The sequence below is a fragment of the Neobacillus terrisolis genome, from assembly GCF_051233475.1.
Lineage (GTDB): Bacteria > Bacillota > Bacilli > Bacillales > Cytobacillaceae > Bacillus_BU.
In genome coordinates this window covers 282,986-302,678 of the sequence record NZ_JBKFGH010000006.1, presented here as the reverse complement: position 1 = coordinate 302,678, position 19,693 = coordinate 282,986, and the positions used below count along the sequence as shown (strand labels likewise).

Here is a 19,693-nt window from a genome sequence, read left to right as displayed (position 1 = left end):
TGCTGATTTGAGCACTCTGTTGATTGGAACGGAAGGTGCGAGACTCCTGCGGGAGAAGGTGTCACGGGAGACCCCACAGGCGCTATGGCGCCGAGGAGGCTCCCGGACTCCCCCTAAGGTGCGCGAGCACCTAAAGTGGAAATCAACAGCCAAGTATCACAGAGCCTATAATTTATGATATCAATAATAATGTTAGCTAAAACTGATCTTATTTACAAATAATTTTTGCTTTTTTGTGAAAAATGGCAGGGCTGTCTCTATTCAACTCTTGTTTGTTTTCTTTGAAAGTGAACTTAATGAAATAAAATGCTAGTATCAGCTTATGGGATATTTTTTTCATGAAAAGCATTTTTGTAGAGAATGATATTGTAAGGGAGGAATGATGGTGATGTTTGGACTTAGACTTAAAAACATTTTCTTTATTCTTTTAGGAGCAGCAATTTTTTCGTTCGGAATCGTCCATTTTAATATGCAAAATAATTTAGCTGAAGGCGGATTTACCGGGATAACATTACTTTTATACTTTTTATATAAATGGGACCCTTCTTACGTCAATTTACTATTAAATATCCCACTATTTTTCATCGGCTGGAAACTGTTAGGGCGCTCCGTTCTATTATATACGATCATTGGAACTTTAAGCGTATCCGTTTTTCTATGGATTTTTCAACGCTACCAAATCGATATGCCGTTAAGAGATGATTTAACACTTGCCGCTCTTTTTGCAGGAGCAGCTATTGGCGTGGGCTTAGGAATTATTTTCAGATTCGGTGGAACAACAGGTGGTGTTGATATTATCGCAAGGCTAACCCATAAATATATTGGCTGGAGTATGGGGAAAACGATGTTCCTATTCGATGCCTGTGTGATCACGATCTCTCTTACATACCTATCCTATAAAGAAGCGATGTATACGTTAGTGGCTGTTTTTGTGGGGGCAAGGGTAATCGACTTCATGCAAGAGGGAGCCTACTCGGCAAGAGGAGCGATGATCATCTCCGATTTAAACGGCCAAATTGCCGATCAGATCATGGCAGAAATGGAACGAGGGGTAACAGTCCTTCATGGTCATGGATCGTTTACAAAAAGCAAACGGGAAATCCTCTATTGTGTAGTTGGCAGAAATGAAATAGTGAAATTAAAAAATTTAATTACATCCATTGATCCCCATGCCTTTGTCTCAGTAAGTGCCGTTCACGATGTCCTTGGCGAAGGATTCACCCTTGATGAAAACAAAATGCCGTTAGAGCACTAAATAGAAACCCTCCCTGTTTCAGGGAGGGTTTCTATTTAGTGTAAAGATTAGATTAATCTTTAAGTTTATGCGGCCGGTTTTTTTCCTGATCCCGGTCTCCTTTATATTTTCTCCAACCCACATAAGATAATGTGAGAATGATGATGCTTCCAGTTGAGATAATAACCCACCAAAGGCTTGGGTCGGTCTCATCTTCAGTCATTCCATCAAAGATTGATTGTAAATCAGTCCCTAAAGTTTCTAACTCTTGTTGCCCTTCTGCCTTTGATAGTACCTTAGGACGATATTGATCAATATAACTCACTTTTTGATCGACCTTTTGAACTTGCTCTTGAGGAATGTCAATTCGCAAACTAGGATAAATCAAATTATATAAAGATAAAAAGGAATTTAAATTGGAATGGAAATTCACATTATTCCCACTGTAAGCTGCCTTCTTGACATTTTGGAAGGCAGACATAATAGGCTCTTCCATTTCTGTCCAAAGGGGCTGTTGACCCGAGAACAGTGCATCAATGACTAACCTGAATGTTGTTACTTTCCCCATTTTTTCATCATGGGGCGCTCCCTCATCCTTCAAAGCATCAAAAGCATCACGATATGCGAGTGTAATAATTTTCATTTCATCGTTAGTAAATATTTTATTATTGTTTTTTTCCGTAATGTATAGATCAGAAAAATATTGTAATATTTTTTTGGCATCATCATAACGGTGCAATTTCACCATTTGCAGGGCCTCATCAGATATTTGATTTATTTTATCAACGTTCGAGGTTGGTTCTGCATTCACTGTAAAAATAGGTAAAAGATAAATGGCCAAAAATAATACAAAACACTTTGCTCTCATCCTCATCCCCCCTCCAACTACTACTTATATGTATGTAAGGAAGGACAAGGATAGACCTGATTTTCTTTCAACTACATTAACTCTTTATCGAAAGGTAAAATCGTCCTTTTCTTAGACAAAGAAAATAGGTTAAAGCCAATGAGGCAATACTTAACCAAAAGGTAAAATATCCAATTTGCGCCATATATAGATCTAAATCATGATATCGTGGCATCATTTTAAAAACATAATCTATGATTTCGTTATGCAGTACCCAAACACCGGTCACAACAAGATGCCAAAGTTTCATTTTATAAAATGGTGCGTATAGAATGCCTTGGATTGCCATGGCAAGATGGGAAAATATTAACATATAGCTGACCCAATCAAGACCGCCATTTACAATACCAACCAAGCCATTCATCACTACAGCCCAAATTCCATACTTTACAAGAGTGACAATCGCTAACGCTTCAAAAAGCGGCCAATTTCTTCCAAAAAGAAAAGCAATTAATACAAAAACAAAAAATAAGCTCGCTGTCGGACTATCAGGGACAAAAGGTAAAAAAATAGCTGGCGTATCAGCAAGCTGCCAACGGTACCAATAATAACCGTAAACAGTTCCTAGTATATTTACAATTAACAGGAGCCATAATACTTTCCGGTTAGCTAAAATCGAATAAATTAACGTCATGAGCACCCACCTATCTACATACAATTCTAGTAGATATTATCTTATCATAAAAAGCAGCCCCATAAAAAAAGCTGACGAAAATCGTCAGCTTTTTTATAAACTATTTGCTTTTTACACTTGAAATAAACTCAGAAAGCTGCTTAAGTTCTTCATCAGTACCTTTGAACATACCAGCAGGCATTGCATTTTGACCATTTTTGGCAATATCTGCAATTTTGGCTGGTTCTAATCCATTATCAACTAAAGCAGGTGCTCCTGCTCCACCTTGCAGATTATCACCATGACAGTTAATACAGCCCTGATCTTGATATACTTTATAGCCATCCGATTCTTTATCAAACTCAGCCTCTGCCACGATTTGACCTTGAGCTTTCGCGGCTTCCCAGTCATGTGTTACATAGGATTCCCATGTTAGATAAAAAATTGATGCTAACGCCAATAGCATAAAGCCTGTTGCCAATGGACGTTTTGATGGACGGCGCTGCGGTCCACGATCAATAAATGGTGCAAGCAATAAACCACCAAAAGCAAGTCCAGGAATAACCATCGCACCGATAATAGTGTATGGACCTGAAGCATATGAGTATTTTAATAATTGATACAAGAATAAGAAGTACCAGTCTGGTAAAGGAATATAGGCAGTATCTGTTGGATCTGCAATCCGTTCAAGCGGTGAAGGATGAGCAATCGTTAAACATAAATATCCAACTAAGAAAACAGCACCAACCATCCATTCTTTTAATAGAAAGTTAGGCCAAAACGCTTCCGTTTTACCAGGGTACTCCGAATAATCCTTCGGAATATTAGGTTTACGTTCTGCAGAGACACGTGAGTCACCTACGAACTTCATACCTTTGCCGTGATGCATTGAGCAATCCCCCTCCTTTAACTCTATGTTAAAGCCGTATAAATAACGAATCCATCTTATAGTGGACCAGAAATACCTTGCTTACGAATCATCATGAAGTGTGCAGCCATTAATCCGAACAATGCAGCCGGTAAGAAGAATACATGAATTGCAAAGAATCGAGATAATGTTTGTGCACCAACGATATCAGGATGTCCTGACATTAAGGTTTTAATATAAGGTCCGATCAATGGAATAGAATCCATGATTTGTAGTGTTACTTTAGTAGCAAATAGCGCTTTCATATCCCATGGTAATAGGTACCCCGTTAATCCTAAACCAAGCATTACAAAGAATATTAATACGCCAACAATCCAGTTCAATTCACGCGGTTTTTTATAAGCTCCCTGGAAAAACACACGCAGAGTATGTAAGAACATCATGACAATAACTAAGCTTGCGCCCCAATGGTGCATTCCACGAACAATTTGACCAAAAGCTACTTCGTTTTGTAGATAGTAAACTGATTCCCATGCATTTTTAATATCTGGAACATAATACATCGTTAAAAACATCCCAGACAAAATCTGAATAACCGTAATAAAGAACGTTAGACCTCCGAAGCAGTAAACAAAGGCAGAAAAGTGATGTGCCGGATTTACATGCTCTGGAACCTCATGGTCCGCAATATCGCGCCATAAAGGAGTAATGTCTAAACGTTCATCTACCCAATCGTAAATTTTGTTTAACATTGATTACGCCTCCTTTTAGGCTCTTGGTTTGGCTTTACCTAAGTGTAGGTAGCCGTCTTTTTCTTTATATGGGTATACATCCAGCGGCGCCATTGGCGGAGTTCCTGGTATGTTTGTACCGTCCTTCTCATATCGACCCATATGACATGGACAGAAAAACTGATTTGGATTCGCCTTGTCCGCATTCCAGTCAACCGTGCATCCTAAGTGTTTGCACACTGGTGAAAGCGCAACAATTTCCCCCTTGTCATTCTTATACACCCAAGCTGTATTTGTTACTTCTGATTCGTACCAAGCATCCTTTTGCTTAAAAGTAAAGTCGACACGAACCGGTTCAGTAGTTAAGTCTGCAATTTTTTGCTTTGTTGGAATAAAGTCTCCACCCGCATCTGCAGCTAAAACTGGATCAAGTGCAAATCGCACCATCGGCATTAACATTCCTGCCGCCATAAATCCTCCTACCCCTGTAAGAGTGTAATTCAAGAACTGACGTCTTGAAACACGATGCTTGCTCATGCTTATCCCCCCCCCTGTTACAAAGTTTAAGTTCACGAGACTATTAAAACAAAATATAAAACTAGGACATTCTCATGATATATCAATCTTTATTCAAGGTCAATAAAATACTAGCCTGAATCTTCCAACTTTCTAAATATTTATTCTTTTTCATGCCATTTGCCAGTAAACAAAGTTAACATCTGTTTTACCTGACTTTCTACCACGGAAATTTTTTGGGCTTCCTGCATCGTTTCTAACGGAATGGAAGGAATCCAAATAAGTGAACCGTCTAGACGTGATTCCGCCGATTTCCAAAACAGATCGGAGGTTAAATAAAAAATATGACTAAAACCACTTTCCTTCAATTGAGATTCCCATAATAATAGATCCGTAAATAGCTTTTCTTCTTCACATGTTTTTAGATAAGAAAACCCCGGAAGCAATAATAATCTACCTTTAAATTGTCTTTCTAATTGACCTGTTACTAAAGTAATAAACTCGCTCATCCCAGCTGCCTGTCCCATTTCACTGTCAAATGCGACTGGAAGTAGTGGTAGAACCGCTGTATCAACATATTCTTTCGATTGCAAAAAAGTTTCTATATCCTGCGGGTTCCATTTCAACTGTAAATCCCTCCTGTTACTAACATAATCCAATTCTACCCTAAACAAAAAAGCTTGCTTTTGCAAGCAAGCTGTCCGAAAAGTCACTTTTTTAATTTTCTTAATTGGTCTGTTAATGCTTCGAAAGCATTCTGGTCATGTTGATCAAGAGCATCGTCAATTTGTTGAAGCAACTTTTCCTCTTGAAAACGTCTGATGCTATCCGTTAAAAAGCGCTCGGCAATAATACGGTCTGACTCATTAATTTGCACGTTTCTAGGCATAAAAGGATTGTCTTCTTGAACCGCTGCATATTGATGAGCCTGGTTGGAAGCATGAAAATTTAATTGAATATAAATTTCCTCATCCCGATTTAGACGGATATCATGGAATGATTTTTCTGCATCTGTTGTCATTACATTTTCTTTATAGAATCGAAATGGTACTTCATCAACACAATGCGTAGACATTACAAGTCCACGTGGACAATATTGTGCCTGATCTACAAAATGAACCTTTTCCATCAGCTGGTCATGGCTCATTAAGTAATTTAAGATCCACACACATTCTCTTCTTTTCAACTGATAATGGTTTAAAAACCAACGAATAAAATCCTTCTTCTCGTTGACAGATACAGGGGTCGTCATGTTTGCTTCCCTCCTCTGCAAATTCACCATATTTTAAATGCAGTTCATCCTATGATCCTTGTAAACGATCAACTAATTCTTGATATTCAATATTGCTCGGATCATTTTTTAGTAATTCAATAAAAATTTCGACAGCCTCAACACTTTTTCCTTCTTCAATTAAAAAATATCCGTAATCCTTTAAAAATTCCTGATGATTCTTAAAGTAAGTATATGCAAGTTGATATTTGTTTAATGCTTTTGAATAATTCTCTAAATGGTGATGAGCAACCGCTTCATCCCACAACAACTGAGGTTCCACTTCATTAATTAGTTCAACTTGCTCCGCTAATTCTAATACTTCTTCAAAACGTTCCTGAAGAAGAAAAAGTTTATTCAAGGTTAGAACAGCTTCTGTAAAACCTGGATCAAGAGCGATTGCTTCCCTCAGCAGTCTTTCAGCCTCTTCTTCTTTACCTAGTTTAAGCGCAATCTTTCCACCATAATAAAATAAATCTTTGTTAAAATCATCAAGACGGATTCCTTCTTTAATAATGTCAAAACATCTTTGAAGGTCTTCTTCTCGCTCATATGCTTTAGCCAAATATAAATATAAGGAATGATATTCGGGGTCAAGCTCTTTAAGTTGTTCAAATTTTTCAATAGAGGTTTGAATGGCTCCTGATTGATAGGCTGTTAAGGCGTAACCAAATAATGTATTTATTTCAAGTTTTTCCTTTAGCGCTAAATCATAATGGGGAAGAGCCTCCTCAAAGGACCCGCTTGCACTTAACATTTCTGCCATTCTCTGATTGATATTGATCCCAGCAATCTCTTTTGTGCCTTGTGTTAAAATACGATCATAGGATTGAATGGCTTCTGCGAACCTGCCCAGCTCACCATAAAGTTCGCCCAAGGCAAAATCAATCACTTCTTCTTGTGGTAATATTTTTTTGGCTGTTATTAATTTTTGCTCACTTACTTCGTATAAACCATTCATTTGGTATAAATCGGCTAATAGCAAAAGAGACTGGGGAAAAAACTCATCACTAGCGTCAATTTTTTCAAGCAGAAGCATGGCTTCCTCTTCTTGTCCCATTTCGAGGTATATTTCGGCAAGCAGAACGATCAGTTCACCTTCATCAGGGTATTCTTCTAATAAATTCTTATATAGGTCCGCTGCTTCCTCTAAAAATCCGAACCTCGTTAATTCCTCGGCGAGATCATATTTTTCCTCAGCCGTTCCATGTTGTAGGACTTGTCTATACTGTTGAATGGCTTCTTTTTGTTGACCGTTTTCTAAAAGAGAGATGATATTATTTACTGTATTCATGTTATGACCCTTTCAAGATTTACTATAGTGTGTAGAAAGATGGCATTTTAATTGTTACCTTTTCACCGAACCCCGAACGAAACACCACCTTTTCACCTGCTCGAATTACTTTTCCTTTATGCATTGTAATAACCAATCTATGATTATGATAATGAAACAAATCCATTTGTTCAACTTGCTTGCTTTTAGAATCCATCAAATACATATTATAACTAAGTTCTCCACCCTGCAGGAGATTTGATTTAAGCGGATAGATTCCTATTTTGGCAAGGTCCTGTTTGGTCATAGGCTGAGATACTGGTATCTCATTTTTTAGAGATGGGATTTTTTCATTTGTAGTAATTTTTCTCCAATTATCAATTGCCTGATGCATTTCGTTAGCACTTTTTAATGAGAAAACTGGAATTAATGGACAATTGTATGGAAAAAGCGCCTCTTTAATCCATCCCCATGGAACGGATACTATTTCAGACCATTTTTCTATTTCTACAAAAATGGCAGGTATTTTTTCCTTTTTACATTTTCTAATGAAGGATGGGGTTAGCAGCCGAACAGGGATTTTGACGGCAATAATATAATCGATGGGACTCGTATTAAGCATGGCTTGCTTTCGCTTGATTTTAAGCGAAAACTCAGCTTCAAACTCAATATTTGCGGTTGTTAAAAAAGTGGTGCATCCTTTTTTGATAAACTCCTCTAAAAAGTACTGCTTCAATTCCTGAAATGATTTATTTTCAGGCAGCTGTGGATCAAACATCGTATAAGTAGGGGTCATAATGAATGAATTTGCATCCATTCTCATGTAACTTAGCTTGTTGACGGAAGGCAACACAGAGGCGATTTTGTCTTGTTTAACTAGGAATGATGTTGTGTTAACAGTTTGTTCGTTCAATACATTTGCATTTTCAATGATATAGGTCATAAAACCACCCTCTTTTTTAAAACGGTCTTATGACAAGCTATGTGGAATTTTTATAAATATGACTGACAAAATTAGAAAAGTAAGGAGCTGGATTAGCTCCAACTCCTGCTTGTTTATCGTAAGGCTTTGTTAAATTTGTCTGTTGATTTCCACTCCAGGTGCTCGCTTTCCGCGGGGGAGTCCGGGAGCCTGTCTAGCTACAGCGGCTAGGGGCTCGGGGTCATAAGCCAATCCGTCAAGAAGGTCAAAAAACAACCTTCATGCCGGCTCGTCTTATGCCTGTCGCCCCTGGGCAAGCCGCTTCCGATTTTCGTTCTCCTCGGCGCCATAGCGCCTGTGGGGTCTCCCGTGACACCTTCTCCCGCAGGAGTCTCGCACCTTCCGCTCCAATCAACAGAGTGTTCAAAAATCAACTTTGTTCTTTAACACAACTATCTTAAAAGATTATTTAAATCATTAAAAAATTTAGGATAGGAGACGGAAATGGCTTCTGCATCGGTTAGCATTACCTCGCCCTTAGTAATTAAAGCGGCAACTGCTAGCATCATACCAATTCGGTGATCTCCATGACTGCTTACTTCTCCAGATTTAAGAGCTGTTCCACCATGGATAATCATTCCATCCTCGGTTGCTTCAATCGAAGCACCAAGCTTGGAAAGTTCATTTACGACTGTATCGATTCTGTTCGTTTCCTTTACCTTTAACTCATGTGCATCTTTTATGATTGTTTTACCTTTTGCTTGTGTAGCAAGCAAAGCGAGGACTGGAATCTCATCAATTAGTCTTGGAATCAACTCTCCCTCAATAACGGTACCGACCAAGTTTGAAGTTCTCACAATGATATCCCCAGTTGGCTCATATTGCTCCGCTTCATTTGGAAGGATGGTAATATCCGCTCCCATTTCTTTCATAACATCAATTATGCCTGTTCGAGTCGGATTTAAGCCAACATTTTTTAAAATAATTTCACTATTAGGAACGATTGCACCTGCAACCATAAAAAATGCTGCTGAGGAAATATCTCCGGGAACGTTAACATGACTTGCAGTTAAGGATTGTCCCCCTTGAATCTTAACAGAAAGACCATTACTTTCCACTTCGCCGCCAAATTGACGAATCATCCGCTCTGTATGATCACGTGTTTTAGCAGGTTCATGAATGATTGTCGTTCCGTTCGCCTGAAGCCCGGCAAAAAGAATCGATGATTTAACTTGAGCGCTGGCAACAGGAAGTGTATATTCGATTGCCGTTAATTCTCCGCCTCTTATTGATATGGGTGTAAATTCCCCATTGTTTTTCCCATCGATTTTAGCTCCCATTTGCAACAAAGGTTTTACCACACGTGTCATCGGTCTTCTGCCGATTGAATGATCACCGATTAAAACGTTATGAAAAGGGCGTCCAGCAAGAATCCCCATTAATAACCGAATCGTTGTTCCGGAATTGCCAACATCCAAAATTTCCGAAGACTCATTAAGACCGTTTAGCCCTTTCCCGTAGACCGTAACCATATTATCTTCCTGAACAATCTCTACCCCTAATTTACGAAAACAGGAAATCGTACTAAGACAATCATCCCCAGGCAAAAAATTCGTAACAGTGGTTGTTCCAGTTGCGATAGCACCAAACATTACAGCACGATGTGAGATCGATTTATCGCCTGGAATGGAAATTTCTCCAGATAAACCTGCAGCATTTGTATGTAGTTGAATTTGATCCATGTTTTATCACCCATCCACTATGAAAGTTTACAATTAAGGTCCAACTGATGTATCGAAGTCTGTATAATGTTTAATACATTGTTCTGCTCTTTGCCGATCTTCCTCTGTTTGGAAGCTAATGACTAGTATTCCGTAAACCTCCTCACGAGTTTCCCGGATACGGATGTTGGTAATACTTATTTCTTCTTTTGCTAAATAACCAGTAATTTCAGAGATTACCCCAGGATAATCGGGAACATCAACAAATAGATCATAAAACGCCGGAATTGCACCTTTATCTTTTACAGGAAGTTCATCTCTGAACTGTTTGGCGCTCTGAAAATATTGATACAATGCATCGCCGTTTTCATTTGCGAGCATCGATGTTACATGTTCCATTTCGTCGATCCAGTCATGAAAAATTTTAAGTAGAACAGGTTTATTATGCAGAAGAATATCCCTCCACATTGCTGGATTGCTCGATGCGATCCGGGTAATATCCCGAAAGCCACCTGCAGCCAATCTCGTTACCAAATGTTGTTCTTGACTCGTTTTTTCTGCTTGATGAACAAGGGATGCTGCAATGACGTGAGGGAAATGACTGATTACCCCAGTCATATAGTCATGCTCTTCCGGTGATACAATCAAAAACTTTGCTTTAGTACCTTGTAGCCATTCCTTTAGCGTTTCAATCTGGTCCCCGGCAATGTCTGAGCTCGGAGTTAATAAATAAAAGGCATTTTCAAATAAAATAGCTTTTGCAGCTGTTACACCGCTTTTATGGGAACCGGCCATCGGATGACCGCCGATAAAGGTAATTCCTTTTTTCACAAGACATGTTGCTGTTTCAACAATTTTTGTCTTTGTACTACCGGCATCTGTTACAATCACGTCATTTTTCAACGACATATTTGATAGGCTTCGAATGATCAATTCCGCTTCATTTACGGGAGTAGCAATGATGATGAGGTCAGCTTGCTCCGCGCCAAGCTTAATCTCTTCTACAGTTTCATCAACGACTCCGAGCATTTTCGCTAGTTTCCTTTGTTTTTCGTTAACATCAAAACCAATTATAATAGAATCTTTATGTGTACGCTTAATAGAAAGAGCCAGGGAGCCACCTATCAACCCTAGCCCTATCACAAATACACGGCCTCTCAAAAGACCACCGCCTTTAAATCACCTATTTATTAGAGGTCGCTTTCACTTCAAGCATTTGCTTCATTTCAGCAATTACCCCATCGTTTTGCTCAGTGGTACCAACAGTTACCCTAACTGCAGTTGGGAAACCTAGTGGTTTTCCAGAACGGACAATATAGCCTCTTTCCATTAAATACTGGAACACTTCGTTTCCATCACGTTTAAAATCAATTAAAATGAAATTTCCTTGCGAAGGATAGTATTCCAAATTATGATCTTGGCAAAATTGATAAAACTGCTCAAGGCCTTTACGATTTTTTTGTTTACAGTCTTCAACAAACGCTTGATCCTTTATGGCAGCTTCAGCAGCCACTTGGGCTAATGTATTTACATTAAACGGTTCCCTAACAGGCTCTAATGCTGAAATAACAGCAGGATTTGCAATGCCATATCCAACTCTTAAACTAGCTAAACCATAGATTTTAGAGAACGTTCTTAGTACGATTAAGTTTTTAAATGTATTAACCAGCTTTACTGAATCGATATAGTCTTCTGCAGTAACGTATTCAAAATATGCTTCATCAAACACAACGAGTACATTCTCAGGTACTTGTTTAAGAAAATTCAACAGGCTGTCCTCACCAATATAAATTCCGGTTGGATTGTTAGGACTGCATACCCAAACAATTTTTGTCTGTGTATCAATCGCTGCTAACATGGAGGCCAAATCATGCTCACCATTGACCAATGGAATTTCCCGAACTTCAGCACCTTCAATGACAGCGTTGTGCTTATACTGTGAAAAAGTCGGAGTAGCCATTACAGTATTGGTGCCAGGTGTTAATAGCGACCGTGAAATAATTTGGATAATATTATCTGAACCATTTCCAAAAATAAGCTGATTAGGTTCGACTTGTAACTGTTTCGCAACCGCTTCTCTTAAGTTCGTGGCATGGCCATCAGGGTATATTTCCAGAGATTGGACAGAATTCTGCAGTGCAGCTAACACTTGCTCTGAGCATCCATATGGATTTTCATTTGAGGCCAATTTCACGATCTTTTCTAAACCATATTGTCGTTTTACTGAATCAGTTGATTTCCCTGGTTGGTATGGAGATAATGTCAATATTTGTTCTTTCCATTGCATTTCAGTTCACCTCATGTTTGATCTTTTCTTGTAAGTACATTTGTCTGAAATTATGTACCCAAGAATGAAACACCACAATTAAAGTTGCTTTGATGTGTTCAAATCAGGTCGTAAAACTTCAGCACCCTCTAAATAAACATGTGAAATCTCTTCCTGAACCTTGTTTGTATTCACATGCATCATCACCCGAATACATTTACGTAATGAATTAGGTACAGGGATCTCTTTCATACACATAACCGGAACGTATTTCCACCCTTCGATCAGACGAACTGCTTTTGCAGGAAAAACGGCTGTTATATCGTCCGTAACAGAAATAAAAATTGAGGCAACTTGATCAGCTGAAAGTTCATTTTCTAAAATCATTTGCCTAATTAATTGTTCTGTTGCTACGACAATTTCCGCTTCATTGTCTTCGTTAACGGTGATGGCTCCTCTCACCCCGCGGATCATGAAAATTTCCCCCTTTGTTTCTAAAACTCTGATAGACTAGCTATCAAAACATCATCCGATACTTCATATAAACTTGGTTGTCCTAGTTGACTTAACAAAACAAAACGTACTTTCTGACTTACCGATTTTTTGTCTTGTTTCATCCTAGCTAACAGTTTTTCTGGCTCTAAACCAGCTGGTAATGTCACTTGATAGCCTAATTGTTTAAGCCATGAAGTGAAATCTACTTCATTGAAAGTTAGTCCCGTTACCTGCTTGCTTAATTTCAAGGCAAAGACCATTCCAATGATGACAGCCTCACCATGACTTATTACTCCGTAACCACACTCTGCTTCAATGGCATGACCTAATGTATGACCAAAATTTAAATAAGCTCGTACCCCTGTTTCTCTTTCATCCTCAGATACAATCATACCTTTTATTTCAATGCCCCGGACTAATGAATGCTGGAGAATTCCCTCTTTTAAATCACTTAAATCCGTAACATTTGTTTGAATCCAATTATAAAAGGAAGGATCTTGGATTAACGCATGTTTAATTACTTCAGCAAAACCCGAGCGTATTTCTTTGATCGGCAGGCTCTTTAAATAATTCAAATCGTAAAAAACCGCTTCTGGCTGGTGAAAAGCGCCAATCATATTTTTACCTAAAGGATGATTGATCGCTACTTTCCCTCCGACAGCACTATCATGAGCTAAGATTGTAGTTGGCACTTGAATAAACGGAATGCCGCGCATATAGCTTGCAGCCACAAACCCTGACAAATCACCAACCACTCCTCCCCCAAAGGAGATAATTAATGATTGTCGATCTAGCTTTTGTTCCAACGCATAAGTCAAACAGTCATAATAGTGATCAAAGGATTTCGCTGTTTCCCCACTAGGAACAAGAAAAGTGGCCACCTGTAGTTCAGAAACTTGAGCTTTAAGTGAATCTAAATAAAGACTGCCTACTGTTTCATCGGAAATAATTAATACCGTAGAAAGCTTTGGAAACCTCTCTTTAATAAAAGATTGGAGATTCGCGGTAACACCAGCACCAATAAAAACCGGGTATTGCTTTGACTTGGTTTGGATTTTCACCGCTTCCATTAAAATTCCCTCGCATATTCTCGATACTCACGAACTTGGTCAGCCAATTTATCAAATCGGTCAGCATAAAATTGCTCCACTAATGCTGAGGCAAGCTCCCAAGCTACTGCACTTTCAGCAACAACAGCGGCCGCAGGAACAGCACAGCTATCAGAACGTTCAATGCTTGCAGAAAAAGGCTCTTTCGTTTCAATATCTACACTTTGAAGTGGTTTGTACAGCGTCGGTATCGGCTTCATCACGCCACGAACCACAATTGGTTCACCTGTTGTCATGCCACCTTCAAATCCGCCTAAGCGATTTGTTCTTCTGGTATAGCCTTGTTCTTGATTCCAAATAATTTCATCATGAACTTCACTGCCTGGTTTTCTTGCAGCTTCAAACCCAATCCCAAATTCTACACCTTTAAAGGCATTTATACTTACAATGGCAGCGGCAATTTTAGCATCCAGTTTTCGATCATAGTGAACATAGCTTCCAACACCCGAAGGCATGCCTTCTACGATAACCTCAACGATTCCACCAATAGAATCACCATTTTGTTTAGCATCATCAATTGCCTTCATCATTTCTTTCTCAGCAACAGGATCAACACAGCGCACTGGAGATTGCTCTGTTTTTTCAATCAACTCAGAAAGAGACTCAAAATGTTTGCTTTCAGCCTTAACCCCGCCAATTTCAATTACATGTGAAGCGATGTTAATTCCGAGCGATGTAAGTAGTTTTTTTGCAACTGCCCCTGCAGCCACTCGAACTGTGGTTTCTCTGGCAGATGATCTTTCTAAAACATTTCTCATATCGCGATGTCCATATTTTAAAGCACCATTTAGATCTGCATGCCCTGGTCTTGGCCGAGAAATTTTCCTTTTAACATCATTTTCTTCATCGAGTTCCAACGGTGCTTGTCCCATTATTTTAGTCCAATGTTTCCAATCGTTATTTTCAACAACGAGTGCAACTGGTGAGCCAAGCGTAAGTCCGTGGCGAACCCCTGCCATGATTTCAGCAGTATCCTTTTCAATTTGCATTCTTCGACCTCTACCGTGGCCCTTTTGTCTTCGTTGCAATTCATAGTTAATGTCTTCAGCAACAAGCGGCATTCCAGCAGGAAGCCCTTCAATAATGGTGGTTAATTGGGGACCATGTGATTCCCCGGCTGTTAAATATCTCATTACACTTTCCTCCTTCAACTCATTAAAGGATTATGTCTCAATATACCATACGACATAAAAAATAAAAATAGCAAAAATTTAAAAATTGAAAAATTAAATTTTACAATAGTATTCATTTTAACATGAATTATCAGTATATGTAAAAAATACAAAAATTTTTTCCGAAGCTGTAAACGTATACAAAAAAGCACTTGTAATGACTACAAGTGCTTTAAAAGGAAAATTTAAAGAATCCATTCATTCATTAGTTTATTGTATTCCACTAATTCAGCTTCATTAAAGAATAAGCCAATTTCACGAACAGCACTTTCCGGAGAATCTGATCCATGAATGATATTCTTTCCAACTGTAACACCGAAATCACCGCGAATTGTTCCTGGTGCAGCATCTTTCGGATTTGTTGAACCCATCATTTGGCGAGCTGTAGCAATTACATTTTCTCCTTGCCAAACCATTGCAAATACAGGTCCTGAAGTAATGAACTCAACTAACTCTCCGAAGAAAGGGCGCTCCTTATGCTCTCCATAATGCTGTTCTGCAAGTTCTACAGGAATACTCATTAATTTTGCACCAACTAATTGAAATCCTTTCTTTTCAAAACGTGAAACAATTTCACCGATAAGATTTCTTTGAACACCATCAGGTTTAACCATTAAAAATGTTTTTTCCATAAAATCCACTCCTAGATACTTATGTATGACGGACTGACAAGCAGCAATCCATGAAAATATTAACATTGTTTGGAAATTTTCGCAATATTAGAATTTCCGTTTTCCGATATACAAGGCAATTTCACGGAGTGATTTCTTTGCTTTATTTTGTGGGAGTTGCTCTAAAATGGAAAGGGCTTTACTTAGGTAGCGGTCACTAAGGTTAAGAGACCGTTCAATCGCATCAGAATTTTTTACCATTAAAATAATTTTATCCATTTCACTTCTGGTTGTATGTGGATGAACCTTAATAATTTCTTTCTTAATATCCCAATTCTCCATTGCATATAAAACAGGCAAGGTGATGTTCCCTTGAAGAAGATCTCCACCAGCAGGCTTACCCAGCTCTTTCTCTGTTGAAGTGAAATCAAGGACATCATCGATTATTTGAAAGGACATTCCAACATAGTAACCGAATTGAAATAACTTTCTATGAACGTCTTCACTAACATTAGCTGCTACAGCGCCAAGCTGACAGCTGGCAGCAATGAGCAGAGCTGTCTTTCGTTTAATTCTGCGCAAATAATCTCTTAAATTTTGTTCATAACGGTACTTGTCTTTTATTTGTTCAATTTCACCAAGACAAAGTTCTACCATCGTGTTTGATAAAATCTTGTGGGCTAACGGATTATTGATATCAGTCATCAGTTCCAATGAGCGAGCAAAAATATAATCGCCCGTATACATGGCAATACGATTATCCCACTTTGCTTTAATGGTTGGTTTGCCACGTCTCATTTCTGCGTCATCAATCACATCATCATGAACTAAACTGGCCGTATGGATCAGTTCTAAAGTTACTGCAACATTTTTGATTACGTTAATGTCATAGTCACCAAACCTCCCTGCAAGTAGGACAAAAACTGGGCGAATTCTCTTCCCCCCGGCTTTTAATAAATGCATGGATGCTTGGTGCAATAAAGGAGCTTGTGCGTTGATCGACTCCTCAAGCTCTTTTTCAATAACATTCAAATCCGAACTCAAAAATGAATACATCATTTTTAATTTCAACATTTGCATTCACCAGCTTTGAATCTATCTATTTTTGTTTTTGATTTATTTTTTCTAATTAAATAAGATCAAATTCTTGGTTATTTTTCACCAATATGCACAGCTGCAACTCCGCCACTATATGGCTTAAAGCGGACATTTCTAAAGCCGGCTTCTTCAAACATTTCTTTCAGCTCTACCATTCCTGGGAAGTCTCTGGCAGACTCTTGAAGCCATGAATATTCCTTATAGCTCTTCGCAAAAATTCGGCCGAATAACGGCATGATAAATCGAAAATAAAAGAAATATAGCTGTTTAAAACCAAACATAGTTGGTTGTGAGGTTTCAAGGCAAACTGCAATCCCGCCTGGTTTTAACACTCGATTAAGTTCTTTCAATACTTGTAAATAGTCTGGAACATTTCTTAAACCAAACCCAATCGTTACATAATCAAACCGATTATCTTCAAATGGAAGTTCCATTGCATTCCCGTGAATAAGGGATACATTTTTCAACTGCAGGTTTTCGACTTTTTCTTGACCTATTTTTAACATATTCTTACTAAAATCAAGTCCAATTACCTCACCTGTAGATCCAACAGCATCAGCCATAGCAATTGTCCAATCAGCTGTGCCGCAGCAAACATCAAGAGCAGCACTACCCTTTTGAACATTCATTCGGCGCATTGTATCTTTCCGCCATTTTTTATGCTGCTGAAAGCTGATAACAGAATTCATTTTATCGTAGTTTCCATAAATTTTCTCAAAAACCTTATGGACACGCTCTTCCTTTGATTGCTGCATTTCTTACCCTTCTTCCACAAAAGTTTTAACCATTGCTTGGTACTCGTCCACTATGGACTGAATCCGCATGTTAAACAATTCATTAACATATGGCAGGTTTTTCATCCCAGCTTTTATTGAATGAATCGTGCGATTTATCGCTTGGTCAAAAGCATATAATAATTTTTTTTGTTGGTCATCCGTTAATTCTGCATTACTTTTAGGATCGTCATTAACCATCATTTTTTTGATTGCTTCAAATCCTATTGATGTCCCGGTTGTTAGAAACTGCTCTCTTTCACGAAGAAGTCGTTTTACCAGTAATAAATTCAAAGTGAATTCACTTGAAAATGAGACTTTGAAAAAGTCAGCAATTTTTTCAAATAGAGCACCCTCAATTTTTTTCAGATGGTCAAGGACAAGCTCAATATTGTTTGTGTGTGGATTACCATGAAGCATGATCTTGTGTTCATTTATTTCTTTTATCCCATTAGATAATTCACGTATTAACGATATGTTATTAATGTTTGCTAAATGTTTATAATAAAGTCCGCTGAAATAATCTCCAGCTAATACGGTTAGCTGTTGACCTTTTAATTCCTCGTCAATTGAAACTGAATGTACATAGTCATGGGTATCAAGGGCCAATTGAATTAACAAAGTTGCGGTAATATATGTGTTTTTTTCAATATCCGATAAATTAAGCTGATCAAAAATTGAAATGAGTAATAAAAGCCGATCCTCATCAATTAATGGTACCTGAATATGTTTCATTAAATAAGGATGAAAGGCTTTCTGTTCAACAAGCTCTTTCAATTCAGCTAATTTAGTTTGAATATCATGCAAAATAATCACCCTTGTTTCCCCAAAGATATATAATTAAACTCCCCAAACAGGAGACGTTATCTAGGCATAAACGTTAATGTGTTAACAGCCATCTATTTATTATTACCGTGAAAGAAATGATTGCGCAAAGCTGTTTCCTTTTCCGCATAAAAAAAGTGCCCTATTCAATTGAATCAATTCAATCCATTGAATCTTTCCTCAAATAAAGGCAGTCACAATTATATCATAAAGATACTACGTTGGGCATATTTATTATTTAAAAAAACCTTCTCCCCGATGATAAAAAAAGACATGTATACCAAGGTCGATATTATTTTTTTGTTTCGCTTTCCATCTCACCATAACAGGTCAAAATCTTTGCATTACCCCTGATTTTTATAGCAGAAGTATGTTCGGTAAATTGAGCAATCAATACTTCCCCTTTATCAAGCTTTTCGGAGTGATGGAATCTAGTGTCTGTTCCCCTTGTCAATCCGATTACATTTACACCATCTTCACTGGCTTTAATGACAATATAATCCCCGTTAACATTTTTTCTTTCCACTAAAAGTCACCCCCAGTATATTGTCATAAAATAAAACCATTATGTCCACTAAATAACACAAGCAAAAAAGAGCGGTTAGGAGACAAAATTCTACAAATATTAATGTTTATTTACATATTAGCATATTCATTTTAACACAAGCAAAGGCGACAGGTTTTTATGTACGATAAAAAATTTGTTAACACGCATGTTTTGAGGTACTTTATGAAAAAAGACCGCGGATTTTTCACGCGGTCTTTTGCTTAAGCATTCGCTCAAGACAAGTTTATGTAATTATTTAACTGCATCTTTAAGCGCTTTGCCTGGTTTGAAAGCAGGAACTTTGCTTGCAGCGATTTCGATTTCATCCCCAGTTTGTGGGTTACGACCTTTACGAGCAGCGCGTTCACGAACCTCGAAGTTTCCAAAACCGATTAATTGAACTTTATCACCGTTTTTTAGAGCTTCTAAGATTGTATCGAAAACAGCATCAACTGCTTTAGTAGCGTCTTTCTTAGAAAGTTCGCTAGCTTCAGCAACTGCACTAATAAGTTCTGTTTTGTTCATGCTTTTCACCTCCTCCCGAAAATTGGTACGATTCAGTAAAAAATAGGATCTTACCTACATTTCTAAACAAAATCACAGAATTTTATACGTTATAATGTATTTTTATTTATTGTTGCAACCTATTTTTTTAAAAAATACAGATTACAAGCAAAAAATAACGCGAAAACCCTTTAGTGATAAGGTTTTGCGACACCCTAACGCTAATTCTGTTAAAAGA

General features: G+C 38.0%; 22 protein-coding genes. 1 reads left to right on the top strand and 21 read right to left on the bottom strand.

Annotated features, from left to right (window positions below; genetic code table 11):
* Nucleotides 1–385 precede the first annotated feature (385 nt).
* Entirely contained in the window at nucleotides 386–1,255 is an 870-nt protein-coding gene (locus ACI48O_RS05470) for a YitT family protein (protein ID WP_435560721.1), read from the top strand.
* A 52-nt stretch (nucleotides 1,256–1,307) separates the two neighbouring features.
* Here the strand turns inward: ACI48O_RS05470 and ypjB are convergent, their stop codons facing one another.
* From ypjB to ACI48O_RS05365, 21 genes are all read right to left on the bottom strand, one after another.
* Nucleotides 1,308–2,102, bottom strand: a complete 795-nt coding sequence (ypjB, locus tag ACI48O_RS05465) for a sporulation protein YpjB (RefSeq protein WP_435560720.1) — start codon at nucleotides 2,100–2,102, stop codon at nucleotides 1,308–1,310.
* Nucleotides 2,103–2,178: 76 nt separating this feature from the next.
* On the bottom strand, nucleotides 2,179–2,775 hold the full coding sequence (gene lhaT / locus ACI48O_RS05460) for a lipoprotein heptaprenylglyceryl N-acetyltransferase LhaT (RefSeq protein ID WP_435560719.1): 597 nt from the start codon (nucleotides 2,773–2,775) through the stop codon (nucleotides 2,179–2,181).
* Between the two features lie 100 nt (nucleotides 2,776–2,875).
* Nucleotides 2,876–3,643: a c-type cytochrome gene (locus ACI48O_RS05455; RefSeq protein WP_435560718.1), complete on the bottom strand. Its 768-nt coding sequence runs from the start codon at nucleotides 3,641–3,643 to the stop codon at nucleotides 2,876–2,878.
* Between the two features lie 56 nt (nucleotides 3,644–3,699).
* A complete protein-coding gene (gene qcrB / locus ACI48O_RS05450; protein WP_435560717.1) occupies nucleotides 3,700–4,374 on the bottom strand; it encodes a menaquinol-cytochrome c reductase cytochrome b subunit in 675 nt (224 codons plus the stop codon).
* Between the two features lie 15 nt (nucleotides 4,375–4,389).
* Nucleotides 4,390–4,890: a QcrA and Rieske domain-containing protein gene (locus ACI48O_RS05445; protein WP_435560716.1), complete on the bottom strand. Its 501-nt coding sequence runs from the start codon at nucleotides 4,888–4,890 to the stop codon at nucleotides 4,390–4,392.
* 140 nt (nucleotides 4,891–5,030) lie between these two features.
* Nucleotides 5,031–5,495, bottom strand: coding sequence for a YpiF family protein (locus ACI48O_RS05440; RefSeq protein WP_435560715.1), 465 nt, complete (start codon nucleotides 5,493–5,495; stop codon nucleotides 5,031–5,033).
* Between the two features lie 83 nt (nucleotides 5,496–5,578).
* Entirely contained in the window at nucleotides 5,579–6,121 is a 543-nt protein-coding gene (locus ACI48O_RS05435; protein WP_435560714.1) for a ReoY family proteolytic degradation factor, read from the bottom strand.
* A 49-nt stretch (nucleotides 6,122–6,170) separates the two neighbouring features.
* Entirely contained in the window at nucleotides 6,171–7,433 is a 1,263-nt protein-coding gene (locus ACI48O_RS05430; RefSeq protein WP_435560713.1) for a tetratricopeptide repeat protein, read from the bottom strand.
* Between the two features lie 22 nt (nucleotides 7,434–7,455).
* Nucleotides 7,456–8,355, bottom strand: coding sequence for a hypothetical protein (locus tag ACI48O_RS05425; RefSeq protein ID WP_435560712.1), 900 nt, complete (start codon nucleotides 8,353–8,355; stop codon nucleotides 7,456–7,458).
* 431 nt (nucleotides 8,356–8,786) lie between these two features.
* Nucleotides 8,787–10,076, bottom strand: a complete 1,290-nt coding sequence (gene aroA, locus ACI48O_RS05420) for a 3-phosphoshikimate 1-carboxyvinyltransferase (RefSeq protein WP_435560711.1) — start codon at nucleotides 10,074–10,076, stop codon at nucleotides 8,787–8,789.
* Between the two features lie 33 nt (nucleotides 10,077–10,109).
* On the bottom strand, nucleotides 10,110–11,216 hold the full coding sequence (locus tag ACI48O_RS05415) for a prephenate dehydrogenase (RefSeq protein ID WP_435560710.1): 1,107 nt from the start codon (nucleotides 11,214–11,216) through the stop codon (nucleotides 10,110–10,112).
* A gap of 22 nt (nucleotides 11,217–11,238) precedes the next feature.
* The gene (hisC, locus tag ACI48O_RS05410; RefSeq protein WP_435560709.1) at nucleotides 11,239–12,342 is read right to left on the bottom strand and encodes a histidinol-phosphate transaminase; all 1,104 of its coding nucleotides are present in this window, start codon (nucleotides 12,340–12,342) and stop codon (nucleotides 11,239–11,241) included.
* A gap of 78 nt (nucleotides 12,343–12,420) precedes the next feature.
* Nucleotides 12,421–12,795, bottom strand: coding sequence for a chorismate mutase (aroH, locus tag ACI48O_RS05405; RefSeq protein WP_435560708.1), 375 nt, complete (start codon nucleotides 12,793–12,795; stop codon nucleotides 12,421–12,423).
* Between the two features lie 20 nt (nucleotides 12,796–12,815).
* On the bottom strand, nucleotides 12,816–13,886 hold the full coding sequence (gene aroB, locus ACI48O_RS05400) for a 3-dehydroquinate synthase (protein WP_435560707.1): 1,071 nt from the start codon (nucleotides 13,884–13,886) through the stop codon (nucleotides 12,816–12,818).
* Nucleotides 13,886–15,058 (bottom strand): chorismate synthase, encoded by a 1,173-nt coding sequence (gene aroC / locus ACI48O_RS05395; protein ID WP_435560706.1) that lies wholly within the window; start codon nucleotides 15,056–15,058, stop codon nucleotides 13,886–13,888. Before aroC ends, aroB begins: the two co-directional genes overlap by 1 nt.
* Before the next feature lie 224 nt (nucleotides 15,059–15,282).
* A complete protein-coding gene (gene ndk / locus ACI48O_RS05390) occupies nucleotides 15,283–15,729 on the bottom strand; it encodes a nucleoside-diphosphate kinase (RefSeq protein WP_435560705.1) in 447 nt (148 codons plus the stop codon).
* Nucleotides 15,730–15,816: 87 nt separating this feature from the next.
* Entirely contained in the window at nucleotides 15,817–16,779 is a 963-nt protein-coding gene (gene hepT / locus ACI48O_RS05385; protein WP_435560740.1) for a heptaprenyl diphosphate synthase component II, read from the bottom strand.
* Between the two features lie 80 nt (nucleotides 16,780–16,859).
* A complete protein-coding gene (locus tag ACI48O_RS05380) occupies nucleotides 16,860–17,561 on the bottom strand; it encodes a demethylmenaquinone methyltransferase (protein WP_435560704.1) in 702 nt (233 codons plus the stop codon).
* A 3-nt stretch (nucleotides 17,562–17,564) separates the two neighbouring features.
* Nucleotides 17,565–18,395: a heptaprenyl diphosphate synthase component 1 gene (locus ACI48O_RS05375; RefSeq protein WP_435560703.1), complete on the bottom strand. Its 831-nt coding sequence runs from the start codon at nucleotides 18,393–18,395 to the stop codon at nucleotides 17,565–17,567.
* A gap of 301 nt (nucleotides 18,396–18,696) precedes the next feature.
* On the bottom strand, nucleotides 18,697–18,930 hold the full coding sequence (gene mtrB / locus ACI48O_RS05370; protein WP_435560702.1) for a trp RNA-binding attenuation protein MtrB: 234 nt from the start codon (nucleotides 18,928–18,930) through the stop codon (nucleotides 18,697–18,699).
* Nucleotides 18,931–19,203: 273 nt separating this feature from the next.
* Complete coding sequence (locus ACI48O_RS05365) at nucleotides 19,204–19,476, bottom strand: HU family DNA-binding protein (protein WP_147533792.1); 273 nt, start codon at nucleotides 19,474–19,476, stop codon at nucleotides 19,204–19,206.
* Nucleotides 19,477–19,693 lie beyond the last annotated feature (217 nt).

Coding starts and splice junctions, on each gene's coding strand:
- ypjB (WP_435560720.1), bottom strand. CDS start 2,102: ATGAGAGCAAAGTGTTTTGTATTATTTTTGGCCATTTATCTTTTACCT.
- lhaT (WP_435560719.1), bottom strand. CDS start 2,775: ATGACGTTAATTTATTCGATTTTAGCTAACCGGAAAGTATTATGGCTC.
- ACI48O_RS05455 (WP_435560718.1), bottom strand. CDS start 3,643: ATGCATCACGGCAAAGGTATGAAGTTCGTAGGTGACTCACGTGTCTCT.
- qcrB (WP_435560717.1), bottom strand. CDS start 4,374: ATGTTAAACAAAATTTACGATTGGGTAGATGAACGTTTAGACATTACT.
- ACI48O_RS05445 (WP_435560716.1), bottom strand. CDS start 4,890: ATGAGCAAGCATCGTGTTTCAAGACGTCAGTTCTTGAATTACACTCTT.
- ACI48O_RS05435 (WP_435560714.1), bottom strand. CDS start 6,121: ATGACGACCCCTGTATCTGTCAACGAGAAGAAGGATTTTATTCGTTGG.
- ACI48O_RS05430 (WP_435560713.1), bottom strand. CDS start 7,433: ATGAATACAGTAAATAATATCATCTCTCTTTTAGAAAACGGTCAACAA.
- ACI48O_RS05425 (WP_435560712.1), bottom strand. CDS start 8,355: ATGACCTATATCATTGAAAATGCAAATGTATTGAACGAACAAACTGTT.
- aroA (WP_435560711.1), bottom strand. CDS start 10,076: ATGGATCAAATTCAACTACATACAAATGCTGCAGGTTTATCTGGAGAA.
- hisC (WP_435560709.1), bottom strand. CDS start 12,342: ATGCAATGGAAAGAACAAATATTGACATTATCTCCATACCAACCAGGG.
- aroH (WP_435560708.1), bottom strand. CDS start 12,795: ATGATCCGCGGGGTGAGAGGAGCCATCACCGTTAACGAAGACAATGAA.
- aroB (WP_435560707.1), bottom strand. CDS start 13,886: ATGGAAGCGGTGAAAATCCAAACCAAGTCAAAGCAATACCCGGTTTTT.
- aroC (WP_435560706.1), bottom strand. CDS start 15,058: ATGAGATATTTAACAGCCGGGGAATCACATGGTCCCCAATTAACCACC.
- ndk (WP_435560705.1), bottom strand. CDS start 15,729: ATGGAAAAAACATTTTTAATGGTTAAACCTGATGGTGTTCAAAGAAAT.
- ACI48O_RS05380 (WP_435560704.1), bottom strand. CDS start 17,561: ATGCAGCAATCAAAGGAAGAGCGTGTCCATAAGGTTTTTGAGAAAATT.
- ACI48O_RS05365 (WP_147533792.1), bottom strand. CDS start 19,476: ATGAACAAAACAGAACTTATTAGTGCAGTTGCTGAAGCTAGCGAACTT.